Raw genomic sequence first — 18969 nt, 5'->3', positions numbered from 1 at the left:
CGGAGGCCCCGGCCCGACAACCAGGCCCGCCGGGTGAACGCGTCACATCACCACCCGCGCCCCGAGACGCCGCCTGTCGCGGCGTCGAGACATCCTGCGCGCGCGCAGCGCGCCCCTTCGGATCACCGAACCCCGACCCCGTCAAAACGGAATATCATCCGCCCCGGTCACGAACCGCGCCACCACCTTCTTGATCCCGGCCTTTTCGAAATCGATTTCCAGCTTGTCGCCCTCGATCCCGATGATCGCGCCATAGCCGAACTTCTGGTGAAACACCCGCTCGCCCATCTCGTGTGCACTCACCGCCTGCGCGTCGATCACCATGTCGCGCGCCTCCTGCGGCTGGCTCACCGGGCGCTGCTGGCTCCGCGCCTGCATCCGCTTCCAGCCCGGCGAGTTATAGACATTGGCCTCCGCCACGCGGGATTCGATCGACCCGAGGCCCCCGCCCGCCGCGCCATAGCCCCCACCATAGAGCCCCGGCGGCGTCAACACCTCGACGTGATCCTCCGGCAGTTCGTCAATGAACCGGCTCGGCATCTGGCTCTGCCATTGCCCGTAGACCCGCCGGTTCCCGGCAAAGGAGATCGTGCACACCTCCTCGGCCCGCGTGATCCCCACATAGGCCAGCCGACGCTCCTCCTCGAGGCCCTTCAACCCGCTTTCATCCATGCTCCGCTGGCTGGGGAAGAGGCCATCCTCCCAGCCCGGCAGGAACACGGCCGGAAACTCCAGCCCCTTGGCGGCGTGCAGTGTCATGATGCTGACCTTCTCGCCCACCTCCTCGCTCTCGTTGTCCATGATCAGGCTGACATGCTCCAGAAACCCCTGCAGGTTCTCGAAGCCTTCCAGCGCCTTCACAAGTTCTTTGAGGTTCTCCAGCCGCCCAGGCGCCTCAGGCGTCTTGTCCATCTGCCACATCTCGGTGTAGCCGGACTCATCGAGCACCATCTCGGCCAACTCGACATGGGACACATCCTTGTCCCCCACCAGCCGCCCCCAGCGCCGCAGACCGTCCAGAAATTTGCCCAGCTCCGCCGCGCCCTTTCCGGTCAGCCCCTTTTCTTCCAAGAGGATCGCCGCGCCTTCCACCAGCGACACGCCATTCTGCCGCGCCGTCACCTGGATCTTCTGCTGCGCCTTGTCGCCCAGGCCCCGCTTCGGCGTGTTCACCACCCGCTCGAAAGCCAGATCGTCGGCCGGACTGACGACCAAACGGAAGTAGGCCATGGCATCGCGGATCTCCATCCGCTCGTAAAAGCGCGGCCCGCCGATAACGCGATACGGCATCCCGATCGTCAGAAACCGATCCTCGAAGGCCCGCATCTGGTGGCTCGCCCGCACGAGGATCGCCATGTGATCGAGGCTCATCGGGTCCATCCCCCGCGTGCCCCGCTGCATCGCCTCGATCTCTTCCCCGACCCAGCGCGCCTCCTCGTCACCGTCCCAGTGACCGATCAGGCGCACCTTCTCGCCCTCCTCGGCTTGCGTCCACAATTCCTTGCCCAGCCGGTCCTTGTTGCCCGAAATCACGCCCCCGGCCGCCGCCAGGATATGCGGCGTCGAGCGATAATTCTGCTCCAGCCGGACAACAGTGGCGCCCGGAAAATCCTTCTCGAACCGCAGGATGTTGCCCACCTCGGCCCCGCGCCAGCCATAGATCGACTGGTCGTCATCGCCCACGCAACAGATGTTCCGGTGCCCCCCGGCTAACAGCCGCAGCCACAAATACTGCGCCACGTTGGTGTCCTGGTACTCGTCGACCAGGATATAGCGGAACCAGCGCCGGTACTGCTCCAGCACGTCGTCATGGGTCTGAAAGATCGTCACCATGTGCAGCAGCAGATCGCCGAAATCCACCGCGTTCAACTCGCGCAGCCGGGTCTGGTACTGCTTGTAAAGCGCCACGCCCTTGCCGTCATAGGCACTGGCCTCGGCGGCCGGCACCTGATCGGGCGTCCACGCCCGGTTCTTCCACTGGTCGATGATCCCGGCCAGCATCCGCGCGGGCCAGCGCTTGTCGTCGATATTCGCCGCCGCCACCAACTGCTTCAGCAGCCGCAACTGATCGTCGGTGTCGAGAATGGTGAAGTTCGACTTCAGCTCCACCAGCTCCGCATGCCGCCGCAACAGCTTCACGCAGATCGAATGGAACGTGCCCAGCCACGGCATCCCCTCGACCGCCTCGCCCATCACCCGGCCCACGCGCATCTTCATCTCGCGCGCCGCCTTGTTGGTGAAGGTCACGGCCAGAATCTCGTTCGGCCTTGCGGTGCCCGTGTTCAGCAAGTGAACCATGCGCGTGGTCAGCGCCTTGGTCTTGCCGGTCCCGGCCCCTGCCAGCATCAGCACGGGCCCTTCCAATGCCTCCACCGCCTCGCGCTGCGCGGGGTTCAGGTCATCCAGATAGGGCGTCGGGCGGGCCGCCATCGCGCGCGTCGCCAGTGACGCGCTCTCGAAGGCATCGGATTCGTCGAAACTGCTCATGGCCCAAGAATAGCGAAGCCGCGTCCCGAGGAAAAGCCAATGTTCACACTGTGTTCCAACCCGTTAACACTTATTCACCCCCCTTGACGCCGCGTAGGGTGGGTGAAAACCCACCTTTCATGCGTGAATGTAACGCCCCACGCCTACGACCCCGCGTCCCGCTTCCGCCGCAACGTCTGCAAATCGCAACGGCTGGCAACGGCCCCCGGCCCCGGCAGGTCATCCGCCCCCGCCGCGCCCCGCCGCAGGCCCGACGTGGCCGCCCAGCGCTGGATCGCCCCTTCAGAACACCGCAGGTAAAGCACACCCGCCGCCTTGGACACATGGCGCATCTCGAACTCGAACCGGCCTTCATACCCGTCCCGGTCGATCAGGATCACCACGGGTTTCTTACCCGTCAAATGCTGCGCGAAGAGCGCCTGGTGCAGCGAATCCCGCGCGCTCGCGCTGCCGTCGAGGCCCAGCTCGATCACATGGTCCTCGGTCTCGCAATCCACGCGCACATAGCGCTTCATGCCCGCGATGTCGAAATAGTGCCGCTGCTCCTCGGCGCTTCCCGCCAGGAACGCGCACAGCAAAGCGGCCAGTTCAACCTCGCCCATCCAACGCACCCTCTCGCGCCCGAAACCCGTTAACAAAGGTCAACACGGCGCCCGCCAAACCATACCCCCGATTTCACTCCCACCGACCGGGCGCGCCCGCAATAACGTTTCTCAATCAATGTTAACGTCCGCGACCGCCCCACTTCCGCCCCACAAAAGATATTCCCCACGAAAATTCGTACGAATTTTCACCCATGCCACGAACCGACCGCCCGGATCGGATCGGCGCGATCCCGCCTTCCCTGCGGCACCGATTGGAACGAACCGGCGGTATCCCCGTTAGACAGGCAATGGAAAAAGGAGGAGGATCCCCATGAAACGCAAGATGACAAGTGTGCTCGCACTATGCACCATTGCCGGTCTTTCCGGCCCCGCCCTGGCGGATTGCCAGGATGAACTGGCACAACTCACCGGCGAGGCCGGAATGGAAGTCGAAGGCGGCATCTCCAAGGACGGCAGCCTCGCCCCGCTGGAAGACCCGGATGCAAACGCCGACGCGTCCGGTAGCGTGGACGGCGCCGCCAGCACCTCGGACACGGACACGTCCGACAGCAGCTCCGACACCGACCTGTCGGCACAGGCCGAGGACATGAACTCGGACGCGGCCGAAGGCGATGGCGAGGTCGTCAAGGACGGCGACACCGCCCCGCTCGAGACCGACACATCCACCGTGGCCACCTCCGGACAGGACGCCGCCGCGCAGCAGGACGGTTCGGGCGACGCCAGCGCCACGGCCAGCTCGGAGTCCGACATGTCGCAAGAGGCCAAGGATGCCATCGAAACCGCGAAAGCAGCGCTCGAAGCCGGCGACGAGAAAGCCTGCATGGACGCCGTCGAGGAAGCGCGCAATTCGTGACGCCGCGACGCGCCACTGAACGACGCCCGAACGCCGTCATCCCGTACCGGGGTGTCGGCGTCGGTCTGTCCGCAGCCGTCCCGGACCCGATCCGGGGCCTGCCCGCCCTATGCCCGGAAAACGCCGCGGGGCGGCCCGGGCGTTAACATTCCCTCAACATTCGCGGCCTCCGGCCCGTCGCGCACCGCGCGTCGCATTAACCAGAGCAAACGAGAAAATCCGCACCGTCGCGATACCACCCGGATACCGACGCGATACCGACGTGACATTTCGAATCGATCCGCACCGTTAACCCCGCCCCTCGGGTGTTTTCCCTTTCCGGGCGCATCCCGGCTTGCTATCGCTTTGCCATGTCGCTCGATGCCCGTTTTCCCGCCATCTCCGACCTGCGCGCCCGCGCCCGTCGCCGATTGCCGCATTTCGTCTGGGAATACCTCGACAGCGGCACCGGGTCCGAGGCCACGACACGGCGCAACAAGGCGCAGATCGACGCGGTCCGCCTGATGCCCTCGATCCTGCATGGCGAGATCGCCCCGGATCTGAAAACTTCCCTTTTGGGACAAGAGTTTGACCTGCCCTTCGGCATCGCTCCCGTAGGCATGTCCGGCATGATCTGGCCCGGCGCGGAACAACTTTTGGCCCGCGCCGCGGCACGGGCGAACATCCCCTACACGCTCTCCACCGTGGCCACGCAAAAGCCCGAGGACCTGACCGATTCACTCGGCCCGAACGCCTGGTTTCAGCTCTATCCGCCGCGCGATCCCGAAATCCGCAAGGACATGATCCAACGCATCAGGACGGCCGGGTTTTCCACTCTGGTCCTGACCGTGGACGTGCCCATCGCCTCGCGTCGCGAACGCCAGGTGCGGTCAGGCCTGACCACCCCGCCCCGGATCACACCGCGCGTCCTGGCGCAGATCGCGATACGCCCCGCCTGGGCCATGGGCATGTCCGGTCGCGGCATGCCCCGGATGCGCTTCATCGACGATTATGCGCCGGATACCAAGGGGTTACCCTCGAACAAGCATGCCGGCTACCTGCTGCGCACCTCCCCGGACTGGTCCTATCTTGCCTGGCTGCGCGAGCATTGGGATGGCCCCCTGGTCATCAAGGGCGTTCAGGATCATCGCGACGTGGCACGCCTGCAATCCGAAGGCGTCGACGCGATCTGGATCTCCAACCACGCCGGCCGCCAGTTCGACGCGGCCCCGGCCACGATTGAGGCGCTGCCTCTCATCCGCGCCGAAACCGACCTGCCGATCCTCCTGGATGGCGGTATCGAGAGCGGCCTGGACATCCTGCGTGCCTTGGCCCTGGGGGCGGATTTCGTCATGCTGGGACGGGCCTGGCACTACGCGCTCGCCGCCCTCGGGCGGGACGGCCCGGGGCATCTGGTGCATATCCTCAAGACCGATCTCGAGGCCAACATGGGCCAGTTGGGCCTTGGCCGCCCCCGGGATGCCCGCGGCCGCCTGCTGCCGGACCCGGACTGAGCGACCATAGCGCCCGACCTTCACGAAGCGTTAACCTGCGTACCCGTATAGTCTCGCGGCGACTCGGCTTCGACACAACCCCCCGGGATGCGGCGCCGGTCTCCCGATCGGGTAGCTTCACTACCCGCCCGGCCAAGAAAATCGCCCGGCGGTGGATGTACCCACTTTGTCGGATTGCGCTACCCTCTTGCAAAACCTAAAAACAGGCGCAACGCTGCACTGCGGCGCAAAAACTGCTGAGCAACCGCAGCGAACGACATGACGGGAGGACAGGCCATGGCCGAGTTCAAGAAAATTCTTATCGCCAACCGGGGCGAGATTGCCATCCGCATCATGCGCGCCGCAAACGAGCTGGGCAAACGCACCGTGGCCGTCTTCGCCGAAGAGGACAAGCTGGGCCTGCACCGTTTCAAGGCGGACGAGGCGTACCGGATCGGCGAGGGACTGGGCCCCGTGCAGGCCTATCTCTCGATCGACGAGATCATCCGCGTCGCCAAGAAATCCGGCGCCGACGCGATCCATCCGGGCTATGGCCTTCTGTCCGAAAACCCCGCGCTCGTGGACGCCTGCGAGGCCAACGGCATCACCTTCATCGGCCCCAAGGCCGAGACCATGCGCGCCTTGGGCGACAAGGCCAGCGCCCGGCGCGTCGCCATAGAGGCCGGCGTGCCCGTCATCCCCGCCACCGAAGTGCTGGGCGAGGACATGGACAAGATCCGCAAGGAAGCCTCCGAGATCGGCTATCCCATGATGCTCAAGGCCTCCTGGGGCGGTGGCGGGCGCGGGATGCGGCCCATCGAGTCGGAAAAAGAGCTGGCCGAGAAGGTCCGCGAGGGCCGGCGCGAGGCCGAGGCGGCCTTCGGTAACGGCGAAGGCTACCTGGAAAAGATGATCACCCGCGCCCGCCACGTCGAGGTCCAGATCCTGGGCGACAAGCACGGCAACATGTACCACCTCTTCGAGCGGGACTGCTCGGTCCAGCGCCGCAACCAGAAGGTCGTCGAGCGCGCGCCCGCGCCATACCTGACCGACGCGCAGCGCGAGGAGATCTGCAAGCTGGGCTACAAGATCTGCAAGCACGTCAATTACGAATGCGCCGGCACGGTCGAGTTCCTGATGGATATGGACACCGACCAGTTCTACTTCATCGAGGTGAACCCCCGCGTCCAGGTCGAGCACACCGTGACCGAGGAGGTCACCGGCATCGACATCGTCCAGGCCCAGATCAAGATCGCCGAAGGCAAGACGCTGGAGGAAGCCACCCGCAAGACGTCACAGGATCAGATCACCCTCAACGGCCACGCGATCCAGACCCGGATCACCACCGAGGACCCGCAAAACAACTTCATCCCCGATTACGGCCGCATCACCGCCTTCCGCGAGGCCACCGGCATGGGCATCCGCCTCGACGGCGGTACGGCCTATTCGGGCGGCGTCATCACCCGCTACTACGACAGCCTGCTGGTCAAGATCACCGCCCACGCGCAAACGCCCGAAGGCGCCATCGCCCGGATGGACCGCGCCCTGCGCGAGTTCCGCATCCGCGGCGTCAGCACGAACATCGCCTTTGTCGAAAACCTGCTGAAACACCCCATTTTCCTCAGCAACGAATACACCACCAAGTTCATCGACACGACGCCCGAGCTCTTCGACTTCGCTGCCCGCCGCGACCGCGGCACCAAGGTCTTGACCTACATCGCCGACATCACCGTCAACGGCCACCCCGAGGTGCAGGGCCGCGTGAAACCGCGCGACGATCTCGCCCTGCCCCGCGCGCCCAAGCCCAAGAACGACACGATCCAGGACGGCGCCAAGCAGATCCTCGACCGCGACGGCCCCCAGGCCGTGGCCGACTGGATGGCCACGCAGAAACAGGTGTTGATGACCGACACCACCATGCGCGACAGCCACCAGTCGCTGCTGGCCACGCGGATGCGCTCGATCGACATGATCCAGATCGCCGAGAACTATGCCCATGATCTGCCACAGCTTTTCTCGGTCGAATGCTGGGGCGGCGCCACCTTCGACGTGGCCTACCGGTTCCTCGACGAATGCCCGTGGCAGCGCCTGCGCGACCTGCGCGAACGCATGCCCAACCTGCTGACCCAGATGCTGCTGCGCGGCTCCAACGGCGTGGGCTACACCAACTACCCCGACAACGTGGTGCAGGCCTTCGTCAAACAGGCGGCTGAGAGCGGCGTCGACATCTTCCGCGTCTTCGATCCGCTGAACTGGACCGAGAACATGCGCGTGTCGATGGACGCTGTGCGCGACGCCGACAAGGTGCTGGAAGCGGCGATCTGCTACACCGGCGACATCCTCGACCCGAACCGTGCGAAGTACGACCTGAAGTATTACCTCAACATGGCGCGTGAGCTGAAAGAAGCCGGCACCCATATTCTGTGCATCAAGGACATGGGCGGCCTTCTGAAACCCGCCTCCGCCACGGTGCTTTTCAAGGCGCTGAAGGAAGAGATCGGCCTGCCCATCCACTTCCACACCCACGACACCGCCGGCGTGGCCTCGGCCACGATCCTCGCCGCCGCCGATGCGGGCGTCGATGCCGTGGACTGCGCCATGGACGCGCTTTCGGGCAACACGTCGCAGGCCACCATGGGCTCGGTCGTCGAGGCGCTGCGCCACACCGATCGCGACACCGGGCTCGATATCGACGCAATCCGAAAGATCTCGATCTACTGGGAAAACGTGCGCGAGCACTACGCCGCGTTTGAGAGCGCCATGCAGTCGCCCACCTCCGAGGTCTACCTGCACGAGATGCCCGGCGGCCAGTTCACCAACCTGCGCGCCCAGGCCCGCTCGCTGGGGCTTGAGGCCAAATGGCCGGAAATCGCCCGCACCTATGCCGACGTGAACCAGATGTTCGGCGACGTGATCAAGGTGACCCCCATCGCCAAGACCGTGGGCGACCTGGCGCTGATGATGGTCAGCCAGGGCCTCACCTGCGAGGACGTGCTCGACCCCAAGACCGAGGTCAGCTTCCCCGAAAGCGTTGTCACCCTGATGAAAGGCTACGTGGGCCAAGCCCCCGGCGGCTTCCCCGACGATATCGTGCGCAAGGTTCTGAAGGACGAGAAACCCATCACCGTCCGCCCCGGCACCCTGCTCGAGCCCGAGGACCTAGAGGCACGGCACAAGGAGCTTCAGGACAAGTTCGAAGACGAGGAGATCGACAACGAGGACCTGATGGGCGCGATGATGTATCCCAAGGTTTTTGATGCCTACATGGAGCGCCACCAGGTCTACGGTCCCGTGCGCACCCTGCCCACCAAGACGTTCTTCTACGGCATGGAACCGGCCGAGGAGATCTCGGCCGAGATCGACCCCGGCAAGACGCTGGAAATCCGGCTGGTCGCCGTGGGCGAAACCCACGAGGACGGCGAGGCGCGGGTGTTCTTCGAACTGAACGGCCAGCCGCGAACCATTCGTGTCCCCGACCGCCGCGTCAAGGAAACCGTCCAGGCCCGGCCCAAGGCCGAGGCCGGCAATGCCGACCATATCGGTGCGCCGATGCCCGGCGCCGTCGCCACCGTGGCGGTCAGCGCGGGCCAGCAGGTCAAGACGGGCGACCTGCTCCTGACCATCGAGGCGATGAAGATGGAAACCGGCCTGCACGCCGAACGTGACGCCACCGTCAAGGCCGTGCACGTCCAGCCCGGCGCCCAGATCGACGCCAAGGACCTGCTGGTCGAGCTGGAGTGACCCATCCCGGGCGAGGCGCGCAGGCCGACGCGCCCCGCCCGTCCCCGGCCAACAGCCCCCTTTCCAAAACCCGCGAATCCGACAAAGCTGCGCCGGTCTGAACGCCGGGGGATGTCATGCAGAAAATCATCGTCTTCACCGACATCCATTTCGTGCCCGAGGGCGAGACGATCATCGGCCTCGATCCCGCCGCACGCTTCGCCCAGGGCCTCGCCCACGCGCAGAAACACCACCCGGATGCCGCCCGTATCGTCATCACCGGCGATCTCACCCATCACGGGACCGACCCCGAGTACCGCCGCCTGCAAGCCGCGCTGGCGGACGTGCAGATCCCGGTGTCGCTCATGCTGGGAAATCACGACCGCCGCGCTCCCTTCCGGTCGGTGTTCACCGATGCGCCGCAAACACCGGAGGGATTTGTCCAGGATGCGATTGACCTTGACGACACCCGCCTTGTCCTGCTCGACACCCTCAACGAAGACGCCGACGACACCCATAGCGGGCTTTTGTGCGATGATCGACTGGACTGGATGGAAGCCGCCATCGCAGGCGCACAAGGCCGCCGGGTGATCCTCTTCCTGCACCATCCGCCCATCCTGACAGGGTTCGGCGGCATGGATTGGATCGGCCTGAAATCGCGCCGCCAGCTGGCCGCGCGGCTGGAAGGGCACGACTCCGTCCACCAGATCGTCGCCGGCCATATCCACCGCACGATCCAGGGCGGGTTCGCCACCGGCGCGGGCAACCACATCCCCACCGCGATTTTCAAAAGCCCATGTCACCAGATGCCCATGGCGCTCGGTTTTCAGGATCCCAGCCTTTCGGTGGACGAGCCGGGGGCCTACGGCCTTCTGCTGCTTGGCCCGGACGGGATCGTGGTGCACACCGAGGACTTCACTCTGCCGCCCGCAGACCGCGTCTGTTACGACACCCAACGCGGCTGACCTGCGGCTTCGCGGCTTGCCGGCATGGCGCCGGCGTCCGCGTTGTCGCCCCAGGGCCAAGCGCGCTTTTCCGCCACTTGGCACCCGCCCCCCGGTTTTGCTTGCCCGATGGCTGTCAGGATACTACCCTCAGTTGCACCCTGCTGCCTTTGCCGCAGTCTCTATCGAAGGAGACGTGACGTGACCGGATTGCATGATCAAGACCCGGATGTGCCGACGCCCCCGACGAAAAAGCGTCGTGCCCTGTTTTTCGCATTTTTGCTGCTTGCCTCCACCCTTGTCTATGTCGAGCTGATCCTACGCTACGGCAACTGACGGCCGCCGCGGCAAAAAAATCCGCCCAAGCTGCGATTTTCCCTTGCAGCCCCGCGCGAGACTTTATATCTCCGCCTCACCCAACGGACGCGGGCGTAGCTCAGGGGTAGAGCATTACCTTGCCAAGGTAAGGGTCGTGAGTTCGAATCTCATCGCCCGCTCCAATTTCTCTCCAAGTTGATCGACAGAACCGGCAGAATGCCGGTTCTTGTGCCAATCGGCACCACGTTCCTCCCGACCCGTTCCACCCCCCCTTGGCGCGCCTGCCAAGCCCGCCTATAACGGCGCGGCAAACACTCAGGGACGCACCCAATGCGCAGCGCCAGCATCACCCGCAAGACCGCCGAAACCGATATCTCGGTCACGATCGACCTCGATGGCACCGGCACCTACGACAACCGGACCGGCGTGGGGTTCTTCGACCACATGCTGGACCAGCTGGCCCGCCACGCCCTGATCGACATGGACATCCGCTGCGAGGGCGACCTGCATATCGACGACCACCACACTGTCGAGGACGTGGGCATCGCGCTCGGCCAGGCCCTGACGCAGGCCGTGGGCGACAAGAAAGGCATCCGCCGCTACGGCTCCTGCCTGCTGCCCATGGACGACGCGCTGGTGCGCGCCGCGCTGGATATTTCCGGCCGGCCCTACCTGGTGTGGAACGTCGCCATGCCCACCGCCCAGATCAAGACATTCGACACCGAACTGGTGCGCGAGTTCTTCCAGGCGTTCAGCACCCATGGCGGGCTCACGCTGCATGTCGACGCGCTGCACGGCATCAACAGCCACCACATTGCCGAGGCCGCGTTCAAGTCCGTCGCTCGCGCCCTGCGCGATGCGCTCGAAATCGACCCGCGCAAATCGGATGCGATCCCGTCCACCAAGGGCACGCTCTGAGCCCATGACAACCGTCATCGTCGATTACGAATCCGGCAACCTGCATTCGGCCGAAAAAGCATTTCAGCGCATGGCGTCCGAGGCCGGTGCCGGCAAGGTCGTCGTGACCTCGGACCCCGAGACCGTACGCACGGCCACGCGCATCGTGCTGCCCGGTGACGGCGCCTTCCCCGCCTGCCGGAACGAGCTTTACGACCATCGCGGCCTCTTCGAGGCGATGAAGGAGGCGGTCATCGACAAGGGCCGCCCCTTCATGGGCATCTGTATCGGGATGCAGATGCTGGCCACGCGCGGGCTGGAATATACCGAGACGGATGGGTTTGACTGGATTGCCGGGACGGTCGTTTCGGTCGCGCCGTCGGATCCGTCGATGAAGGTTCCGCACATGGGCTGGAACGACCTTGTGATCGACACGCCCCATCCCGTGCTTGACGGCGTCAGCACCGGCGACCACGCCTATTTCGTGCATTCCTACCATTTCGAGGTCGCGGACCTCTCCCAGCGGATCGCCCACGTGGATTATGGCGGGCCGGTGACGGCCGTGGTGGGCCGCGACAACCTCGTCGGCACCCAGTTCCACCCGGAGAAAAGCCAGGCCACCGGCCTGCGCATCATCCGCAATTTCCTGGCCTGGACGCCCTGAGGCCTACTGGATGCGGGTCCAGTTCTGCGACATGCAGACCGGCCCCATGCAGCCCCGGACCGTCATCCGGTCGCCCCGAAGGGTCATGCCCGCAGGATATTCGCGCTGATGGGCCGGGATCCAGGCGCGCCCTTCGTATTTGCCATTGCCGGTCGGCGTGGCGTTCCGGATCACCTTGTGCCCGACGCTCGCGGCCGCCACCTCCTGCCCTTGCGAATTGAAGGTACGGGTGATCTTGCCGCAGACGGCGTTGCCGCAGTCGTACACATTCACATGGGCAATGATGCCCTTCTTGTCGGGCTCGGTCTGCCACGTGCCCGTCGCCGGATCGGCCAATGCCGCACCCGTGGTTCCGATCAACAGTGCAAAAGACATAGCCATACGCATTGGCCGAGCCTCCTTTTTACCTGATTTCAACATATTACAGGTAAGACGTGCGGCCCGGCCAATTCGTTCAATCACAGTTCCGTATCAGGCGGAAAAGGGCTTATTTCACCTTTGTCCACGTGCCGCCGTCGCGGCCTTCGCAACAAACTATGCCATGGACCTCAGTTGACCCGTTTCCACGTCTGTTTCGCACAAATAAGCCCGCCGGCGACACATCCGCGCAGTTGCAACGTGTTCCCGTTCAAATCAAGCTTTCCAATGTAAACCTTGTTGTTGGACGGGCGCCAGACCTTGCCTTCGTAACGTCCATTGCCTGCCGGCTTCATCTGACGCACGACCTGCTTGCCGATATTCGGTGACTTGTATTCGCCGTTCTCATTGAAGGTCCGCGTGAACACGCCACAAATCGCGTCGCCGCATTTCTGCATTTTGACATGTGCGAAAGAGCCGTCGTCGGGTTCTGTCTGCCAAGTTCCCAGAACAGGGTCAGCCAAGGCGGCGCCGGCACTCATCAAGGTGGCCACGAAGGCCAGTGTCATCGTTCTCATGCGTATCTCCTCCCGCAAATGATGCCACGCAGCATGCGGCCACCGCCCGGCCCCTATCAAGCCTGACGCCACGTCGCGTTGCAAACGCCGTCCCGTCATGGCACATCGCGGCAAAGCCCTTTGCCCGGATGACCCACCCATGATCCTCTACCCCGCCATCGACCTCAAAGACGGCCAGGCCGTACGCCTCTTCAAGGGCGAAATGGAGAAAGCAACAGTGTTCAACGACGACCCCGCCGCGCAGGCGATGGAATTCGTGAACGCGGGCTGCGAATGGCTGCACCTCGTCGACCTCAACGGCGCCTTCGCCGGTGAGCCGGTGAACGCCGCCCCGGTCGAGGCGATCCTGGAACGCACAAAGGTGCCCGCCCAGCTTGGCGGCGGCATCCGCGACATGGCGACGATCGACCGCTGGCTCGGCAAGGGCCTCGCCCGCGTCATCCTAGGCACCGTGGCGGTCGAAAATCCTGCCCTCGTGCGCGAGGCGGCACAGGCCTTCCCCGGCCAGGTGGCCGTGGGCATAGACGCCCGCAACGGCCGCGTGGCGACCAAGGGCTGGGCCGAGGAAACCGATGTCATGGTCACCGACCTTGCCCGGTCATTCGAGGACGCGGGCGTCGCCGCGATCATCTACACAGACATCAACCGCGACGGCGCCATGCAGGGTCCGAATATCGAGGCGACAGCGGCACTCGCCAACGCCGTCTCGATCCCGGTCATCGCCTCGGGCGGTGTGTCGTCCCTCGACGACCTCGTCGCGCTGAGGGATTGCGGCGCCCCACTGAACGGCGCGATCTCGGGCCGGGCGCTCTACGACGGGGCATTGGACCTGAAAGAGGCCCTGCGCACCCTCTCCGCCTGACGCGAGACCGGCACGAGTACCCCGTGTCACTGTCCTTCAAGAAGGTCCGTCACGAATCCGTGCATCGCCCGCACACGCGCCTCGTTCGGGATGTTGCGATTGGCCAGGTAGACCACGCCAAGATCCTGCCCCGGCAGCAACACGACATAGGCCCCGAAGCCGAAAGTCGCCCCCGTCTTGTTCAGGATCACGTCCTGTCCCGGCGCCCGGGCCGGAGCGATGCGCTCCATCGGCTGCGGCTCCAGTATGAAGTCATAGCTGTTGCCTCGGACCATCCGGTCCGCATCGACCGGCCAAGGATACTCTTCCCAGATCAGGTTCTGGACATAAGCTTTGGTCGTCCCGAACCCTTCACGCGTCCGCGCCAAGGCTTGCGTCAGATCATCACCCGCCTGAGCATGTCCCAGGTAGAGGTCCAGCAGCCGCACCAGATCCCGAGCCGAGGACTTGACCCCGTAAGCCTCGTCATCCAGGACACCGGGACCGACGCGGATCGCCTCTCCCGTATCGCGATCCACTCCATACGCGTAGCGCGGCATCACCGCCTCTGGCACGTCCACAAACGTGTCGCGCAACCCCATCTCGGCAAACAGGCCCTGCTCCATCAGTTCGGCATAGCTCCTGTCGGCGATCCGCGATTCGATATGACCCAGCAAACCGATACTTATGTTCGAATAACTGCGCGCGCCCTTCATCGACGGGGCCCAGTCTTTCAGCCAGGAAATCAGTGCATCGATGTCACTTACCCCGTCCGGCACCTGAAGGGGCAAGCCACCGGAATGGTGCGTCGCAAGGTCAGCGAGCGACAGAGCGCCGAACGCGCTTCCCTTCAGCGGTTCAATGTAGGCTGACACCGGATCATCCAGGTCAAGTTCGCCCCGCACCTCCATCAACGCCGCCTGGGTTGCCGTGAAGAGCTTGCTGATTGATCCCAACTCGAACAGGGTATCCGGCGTCACCGCCACGCCGTCGTCCCGCGCCGCAAGCCCGATCGTAAAGAACTGGCTGTCCCCGCCATGGGTTATGCCCAGGGCAATACCCGGAATGTCGTGCGTCTCCATCAGCGGGCCGAAATGCCGAGTCGCCAGGGCATCGATGTCGGACTCCTCGGCCACTGCCGCACCGCAAGCCAAAACGGCGACAAACGCCCCCATCAGTTTTTTCATCATTTTCTCACTCACTGCCTCGATACTGTTGCCGCCCGTCAGTACCCGGCTTTCCCGCGACCGCCAATCCGGGTCTTGCCGCGTGAGCGGGTATTCACTCCGCCACCCGGCCGAATCAGCAAAGGCCGCACGAAGCGGCCCTTGTCATTGCAATTCGAACGCCGGTTTAGCCGCCCGCCGCCTTCTCGGTCAGCTTGCCGAGCGCGCCGGTCATCTGCTGGATATACTCCGCGTCGTCGTCGATCCTGTCCAGTTCGTCGAACATTTCCTCGGGGTCCTCGTAGGCCAGCCAGACCTGCCCATCCGCATCTTCGTACACCAGCACCTTCATCGGCAGGAACAGCCCCGCCAGCGGGTCGGCCTGCATTGCCGGCGTGCCCAGCTTGGGGTTGCCGAAGATCAGAACCTCCGAGGGGGCCAGTTGCATCCCGACACGTTCGGCCCCGCCGGCATGATCGACGCGGGCAAAGACCGTGGCACCGGCACCTTCCACCGCCGCTTCCAGCGCGTCCATCGTGCTGGCCACGTCGCTGCTGGACTGCACCTTCATCAGATCGTCATCTGCGAATGCGGGGCCGGCCAGCGCGGTCACGGCGGCAAGTGTCAGAAATCGTTTCATCTCGAATATCTCCTGCAAGGGGTCCGTCCACCCTTATAGCTAAGCCGACCGCACCGCGTGGAAACAGGTATTCGCGGAATCGGCTCGATCCCGCCGGGCCCCGCCTTCACGCACGCCAACACCCGGCCGAGGACCGGGTGCTGACTTTCCATTGAAGGCGGGCCATTGAAGGCGGGCCTACTGCCAGGTCGTATAGCCAAGCGACAGCGTCTTGGGCGATCCGCCCGACACGGCGTTCACGCGAAACTGGCTGATCCGCCCTTCGTTGGTCTTGGCGCAGATGTAGGACCCCACCGGAATATCCCGCAGCGACACCCGGTTCGCGCTGTACCGCGCAGCTCGACAGCCGTCAAAGCCCCGGTTGCGCCGGTCGCCCACACCCAGCTGCGCACCATTGCGCGGCGCCACGTACAGCAGTTCCGCCGTCTCGGCCTGGAACCAGATGTCCACGCCACTGCCGCGGCCCACCGCCCCACGGTCAAGATCCGCGGTCCAGGTCTGCGGGATCTCCAGCGGTCCGGTCGAGAAGGTCCGCGCCCCTGCGCCCGAGGCCGACCCGCGGCTGCACTCGAACTGCCGACCGCGCACCCGGCAGGTCGCTCCGTCCGGCGCATAGCGCTGGATCGACCCTGCGGGTCCGTAGATGCACTGCAGCGCCGCGCGCCCGCCGATATTGGTGACCCGCGCCTCGGTCAGCGAGTTGACGATCGGCGTGTTCCACCAGCCTCCCGGAAGGCCCGTGGTCACCTCGCGCCGGATCTGGCTGTGCGGGCAGGTGATGGTCTCGGCCTGCGCCGGTGCGGCCGGCGCGGCGACGGCGGCGGTCATGGCCAGCGACAGCATGGCAAGTGTGGATTTGAAAGACATCATGGCTTGGTCCTTTCGGAAGCATTGGGTTTAGGCGCAGAACCGCGCCGACACCTGTCCGTCGCCCATCCCCCCGGCGGGGTTCAAAAATCGCCGCCTGGAGATGCGCGCGCCCAAAGCCCCATTGGCACCGCCCGCCGCCCGCGCTAGAAGGCAGGCGCGAAAGGACGGCCCATGCTCAAGATCCGCATCATTCCCTGCCTCGACGTGGCCGATGGCCGCGTGGTCAAGGGTGTGAACTTCGTCAACCTGCGCGACGCGGGCGACCCCGTGGATGCCGCCCGCGCCTATGACGCCGCCGGTGCCGACGAGCTGTGCTTTCTGGACATCCACGCCACCCACGAAAACCGCGGGGTGATGCTCGACGTGGTCACCCGCACCGCCGAGCAATGCTACATCCCGCTCACCGTGGGCGGCGGTGTCCGTACCGTCGCGGATGTGCGTGCACTGCTGCTGGCGGGGGCCGACAAGGTCTCGTTCAACTCCGCCGCCGTGGCCGACCCCGACGTGGTTCGCCTTGCCGCCGACCAGTTCGGCAGCCAGTGCATCGTGGTGGCCATCGACGCCAAGACGGTCAGCCCCGGCAAGTGGGAGATCTTCACGCATGGCGGGCGCAAGCCCACCGGCATCGACGCCATCGAGTTCGCCAAGCTGGTCGAGGACAAGGGCGCCGGGGAAATCCTGCTGACTTCGATGGACCGCGACGGCACCCGTTCGGGCTTCAACCTGCCCCTCACCCGCGCCATCGCGGACGCGGTCTCGATCCCGGTCATCGCCTCGGGCGGCGTCGGCACTCTCGACCACCTCGTCGACGGCGTCACCAAGGGCGGCGCCTCCGCCGTGCTGGCCGCCTCCATCTTCCATTTCGGAGATCACACCATCGCCGAGGCCAAGGCTCACATGGCCGCGGCCGGCATCCCGATGAGGATCGGCGCATGACCCTCGAAGAGCTGGAACAGATCGTCGCCACCCGCGCCAGCGCCTCGCCCGAGGACAGCTGGACCGCCAAGCTGCTGGCCAAGGGCCCCGAGAAGGTCGCCGAGAAGTTCGGCGAGGAAGCCATCGAGGCGCTGATCGAAGCGGTCAGGGACGACAAACCGCGCTTGACGTCAGAGGCCGCCGACGTGCTCTTTCACCTGCTCGTCATGCTGCACAGCCGCGGTGTCTCCGTGGATGACGTCATGACGGAACTCGCCGCCCGCCAATCGCAGTCCGGCCTCGCCGAGAAAGCCGCCAGGTCCGAATGATTCGCCACATCGTTTTCTTCACCGCCAAGGATCCCGCCGACCTGCCCGAAATTCGCGCCGGTCTGGAAATGCTTGGCCAGATCCCCCACAGCACCCATTTCGAGGTCGGACAGAATATACATGCCGACACCCTGACCGGCGCGGAAGTCGATCTCGTGGTCTATGTGGAATTCCCCGACGAGGCCGCGCTCGCGGCCTACAAGGCCCACCCGATCTATTCCCGCGCCATCGCCCGCGTCAAACCGCTGCGCGAAATGCGCATCGCCGCGGATATCCCCGCCGCCTGAGCGCCGTCATGGCTCCTACAATTTCGATGAAATCACGCCGGTATTGAACCCGCCCATCCGCAACTCGCCGAACAGGCGCTGGTATTCGATCTTCGGACAACGGTTCATCACCACGTCGACGCCCCGTGCCCGCGCCTTTTCCGCGGCCTCTTCGTGCGATACGCCGATCTGCATCCAGATCGTCTGCAGCGCCGGGAACCGCTCCAGCGCCTCGTCCACGATCGCGGGCACATGCTCGGGCTGGCGAAAGATGTCGATCATGTCGACCTCGCCCTCGATGTCGCTCAGCGATCCCAGCACCATTGCCCCGAACGCGGTCTTGCCAGCGTGGCCGGGGTTGATCGGAACCACTTCGTAGCCCTTCAGCTTCAGATAGCGCGCCACGTAGAAGCTCGGGCGCACCTCGTTCATCGACACGCCGACGACCGCGATGCGCTTGGTGCGCTTCAGGATATTTCGCAGATGGGACTCTGTGTACCGTTCGTTCATGGCACCACCCTAGAGCGCTCGCGAAAAAGAAAAAAGCGCCCGGGATAACCCGGGCGCCAGTCGCGGAACGAGGGACAGTGAAGAGAAACGCCGGAGTTCCAGTTCGGCGCTTCTGACATGTGAGATAGGTACTGATTTTTAGATAAAAAGAGGTTGTAAAATACGTGTGAAGAATCGGTAAGAATCCGCCGGATCTCAGTCGATGATGTCTTCCACCACGTCCCAGACCTCCTCCAGCAGCCGTCCGAACATCGGCTTGCGCCGCTTTTTCGATTTCTTCTTGCGCCGCCTCGGGTCGGCTCCACCATGCCACTCGGGCTTTTCGGCCACGGGCCGTCCCTTGCGGCGATCCACCGGCGCCTTCTTCTGTCGGACATCCTGCGCCCGGGGGGATCGCGGCATCATCTTCATGTCGTGCAACGGTGCACCGCATGCCCGGCAGGTCAGTTCATGCAGCGTTTCGTCGAACACCAGAACAGCCCGCGTTCCGCAGTAACAGCACGTGGCGATCTTCCGGCCCATCAGCCCCCCGTCGGT

At 64.7% G+C, this 18969-nt stretch carries 20 protein-coding genes and 1 tRNA gene; 12 read left to right on the top strand and 9 right to left on the bottom strand.

What is annotated here, in order from left to right; translation table 11 throughout:
* Positions 1-141: 141 nt before the first annotated feature.
* Together FIU89_RS06570 and FIU89_RS06565 are read right to left on the bottom strand one after the other, a co-directional pair.
* On the bottom strand, positions 142-2487 hold the full coding sequence (locus tag FIU89_RS06570; RefSeq protein WP_152491857.1) for an ATP-dependent helicase: 2346 nt from the start codon (positions 2485-2487) through the stop codon (positions 142-144).
* A 143-nt stretch (positions 2488-2630) separates the two neighbouring features.
* Positions 2631-3089, bottom strand: a complete 459-nt coding sequence (locus tag FIU89_RS06565) for a hypothetical protein (RefSeq protein WP_152491856.1) — start codon at positions 3087-3089, stop codon at positions 2631-2633.
* Between the two features lie 313 nt (positions 3090-3402).
* Between FIU89_RS06565 and FIU89_RS06560 the strand changes: the two genes are divergently transcribed.
* The 8 genes from FIU89_RS06560 to hisH all read left to right on the top strand — a co-directional run bounded on the left by FIU89_RS06560 (position 3403) and on the right by hisH (position 11960).
* Positions 3403-3945 carry a hypothetical protein gene (locus FIU89_RS06560; protein WP_152491855.1) on the top strand — a complete coding sequence of 181 codons (543 nt, stop codon included), beginning with the start codon at positions 3403-3405 and terminating at the stop codon, positions 3943-3945.
* Between the two features lie 350 nt (positions 3946-4295).
* Positions 4296-5438, top strand: a complete 1143-nt coding sequence (locus FIU89_RS06555) for an alpha-hydroxy acid oxidase (protein ID WP_152491854.1) — start codon at positions 4296-4298, stop codon at positions 5436-5438.
* Positions 5439-5714: 276 nt separating this feature from the next.
* Complete coding sequence (gene pyc / locus FIU89_RS06550) at positions 5715-9158, top strand: pyruvate carboxylase (RefSeq protein ID WP_152491853.1); 3444 nt, start codon at positions 5715-5717, stop codon at positions 9156-9158.
* A gap of 116 nt (positions 9159-9274) precedes the next feature.
* Entirely contained in the window at positions 9275-10102 is an 828-nt protein-coding gene (locus FIU89_RS06545; RefSeq protein ID WP_152491852.1) for a phosphodiesterase, read from the top strand.
* 180 nt (positions 10103-10282) lie between these two features.
* On the top strand, positions 10283-10417 hold the full coding sequence (locus FIU89_RS22785) for a hypothetical protein (protein ID WP_261391105.1): 135 nt from the start codon (positions 10283-10285) through the stop codon (positions 10415-10417).
* Between the two features lie 89 nt (positions 10418-10506).
* Positions 10507-10581, top strand: a tRNA-Gly gene (locus tag FIU89_RS06540).
* 148 nt (positions 10582-10729) lie between these two features.
* Positions 10730-11317: an imidazoleglycerol-phosphate dehydratase HisB gene (hisB, locus tag FIU89_RS06535; protein WP_152491851.1), complete on the top strand. Its 588-nt coding sequence runs from the start codon at positions 10730-10732 to the stop codon at positions 11315-11317.
* 4 nt (positions 11318-11321) lie between these two features.
* Entirely contained in the window at positions 11322-11960 is a 639-nt protein-coding gene (gene hisH / locus FIU89_RS06530) for an imidazole glycerol phosphate synthase subunit HisH (protein ID WP_152491850.1), read from the top strand.
* Positions 11961-11963: 3 nt separating this feature from the next.
* Here hisH and FIU89_RS06525 read toward each other — a convergent pair whose 3' ends face one another.
* Positions 11964-12341, bottom strand: coding sequence for a DUF2147 domain-containing protein (locus FIU89_RS06525; RefSeq protein WP_172978047.1), 378 nt, complete (start codon positions 12339-12341; stop codon positions 11964-11966).
* 167 nt (positions 12342-12508) lie between these two features.
* Complete coding sequence (locus FIU89_RS06520; RefSeq protein ID WP_152491848.1) at positions 12509-12895, bottom strand: DUF2147 domain-containing protein; 387 nt, start codon at positions 12893-12895, stop codon at positions 12509-12511.
* A 139-nt stretch (positions 12896-13034) separates the two neighbouring features.
* Between FIU89_RS06520 and hisA the strand changes: the two genes are divergently transcribed.
* Positions 13035-13757, top strand: a complete 723-nt coding sequence (gene hisA, locus FIU89_RS06515; protein ID WP_152491847.1) for a 1-(5-phosphoribosyl)-5-[(5-phosphoribosylamino)methylideneamino]imidazole-4-carboxamide isomerase — start codon at positions 13035-13037, stop codon at positions 13755-13757.
* Positions 13758-13783: 26 nt separating this feature from the next.
* On the opposite strand, the gene FIU89_RS06510 is transcribed toward hisA, so the two are convergent.
* The 3 genes from FIU89_RS06510 to FIU89_RS06500 all read right to left on the bottom strand — a co-directional run bounded on the left by FIU89_RS06510 (position 13784) and on the right by FIU89_RS06500 (position 16412).
* A complete protein-coding gene (locus FIU89_RS06510) occupies positions 13784-14923 on the bottom strand; it encodes a serine hydrolase (protein ID WP_152491846.1) in 1140 nt (379 codons plus the stop codon).
* A 166-nt stretch (positions 14924-15089) separates the two neighbouring features.
* The gene (locus FIU89_RS06505; RefSeq protein ID WP_152491845.1) at positions 15090-15542 is read right to left on the bottom strand and encodes a DUF302 domain-containing protein; all 453 of its coding nucleotides are present in this window, start codon (positions 15540-15542) and stop codon (positions 15090-15092) included.
* A gap of 177 nt (positions 15543-15719) precedes the next feature.
* Positions 15720-16412: a hypothetical protein gene (locus tag FIU89_RS06500; protein ID WP_152491844.1), complete on the bottom strand. Its 693-nt coding sequence runs from the start codon at positions 16410-16412 to the stop codon at positions 15720-15722.
* A gap of 171 nt (positions 16413-16583) precedes the next feature.
* Between FIU89_RS06500 and hisF the strand changes: the two genes are divergently transcribed.
* From hisF to FIU89_RS06485, 3 genes are read left to right on the top strand one after another with little or no spacing between them, the layout of a single operon-like run.
* A complete protein-coding gene (gene hisF, locus FIU89_RS06495) occupies positions 16584-17348 on the top strand; it encodes an imidazole glycerol phosphate synthase subunit HisF (RefSeq protein ID WP_152491843.1) in 765 nt (254 codons plus the stop codon).
* The gene (locus FIU89_RS06490) at positions 17345-17656 is read left to right on the top strand and encodes a phosphoribosyl-ATP diphosphatase (protein WP_152491842.1); all 312 of its coding nucleotides are present in this window, start codon (positions 17345-17347) and stop codon (positions 17654-17656) included. Before hisF ends, FIU89_RS06490 begins: the two co-directional genes overlap by 4 nt.
* Positions 17653-17943 (top strand): Dabb family protein, encoded by a 291-nt coding sequence (locus FIU89_RS06485; RefSeq protein ID WP_152491841.1) that lies wholly within the window; start codon positions 17653-17655, stop codon positions 17941-17943. Before FIU89_RS06490 ends, FIU89_RS06485 begins: the two co-directional genes overlap by 4 nt.
* 15 nt (positions 17944-17958) lie before the next feature.
* Here the strand turns inward: FIU89_RS06485 and FIU89_RS06480 are convergent, their stop codons facing one another.
* Together FIU89_RS06480 and FIU89_RS06475 are read right to left on the bottom strand one after the other, a co-directional pair.
* Positions 17959-18432 (bottom strand): CoA-binding protein, encoded by a 474-nt coding sequence (locus FIU89_RS06480; protein ID WP_152491840.1) that lies wholly within the window; start codon positions 18430-18432, stop codon positions 17959-17961.
* A gap of 195 nt (positions 18433-18627) precedes the next feature.
* Positions 18628-18954 carry a hypothetical protein gene (locus FIU89_RS06475; protein ID WP_152491839.1) on the bottom strand — a complete coding sequence of 109 codons (327 nt, stop codon included), beginning with the start codon at positions 18952-18954 and terminating at the stop codon, positions 18628-18630.
* Positions 18955-18969: the final 15 nt, after the last annotated feature.

The organism is Roseovarius sp. THAF27 (assembly GCF_009363655.1).
GTDB lineage: Bacteria > Pseudomonadota > Alphaproteobacteria > Rhodobacterales > Rhodobacteraceae > Roseovarius.
Note: the sequence above shows the minus strand (reverse complement) of the source record. Positions and strands in the feature narration are given on the sequence as shown.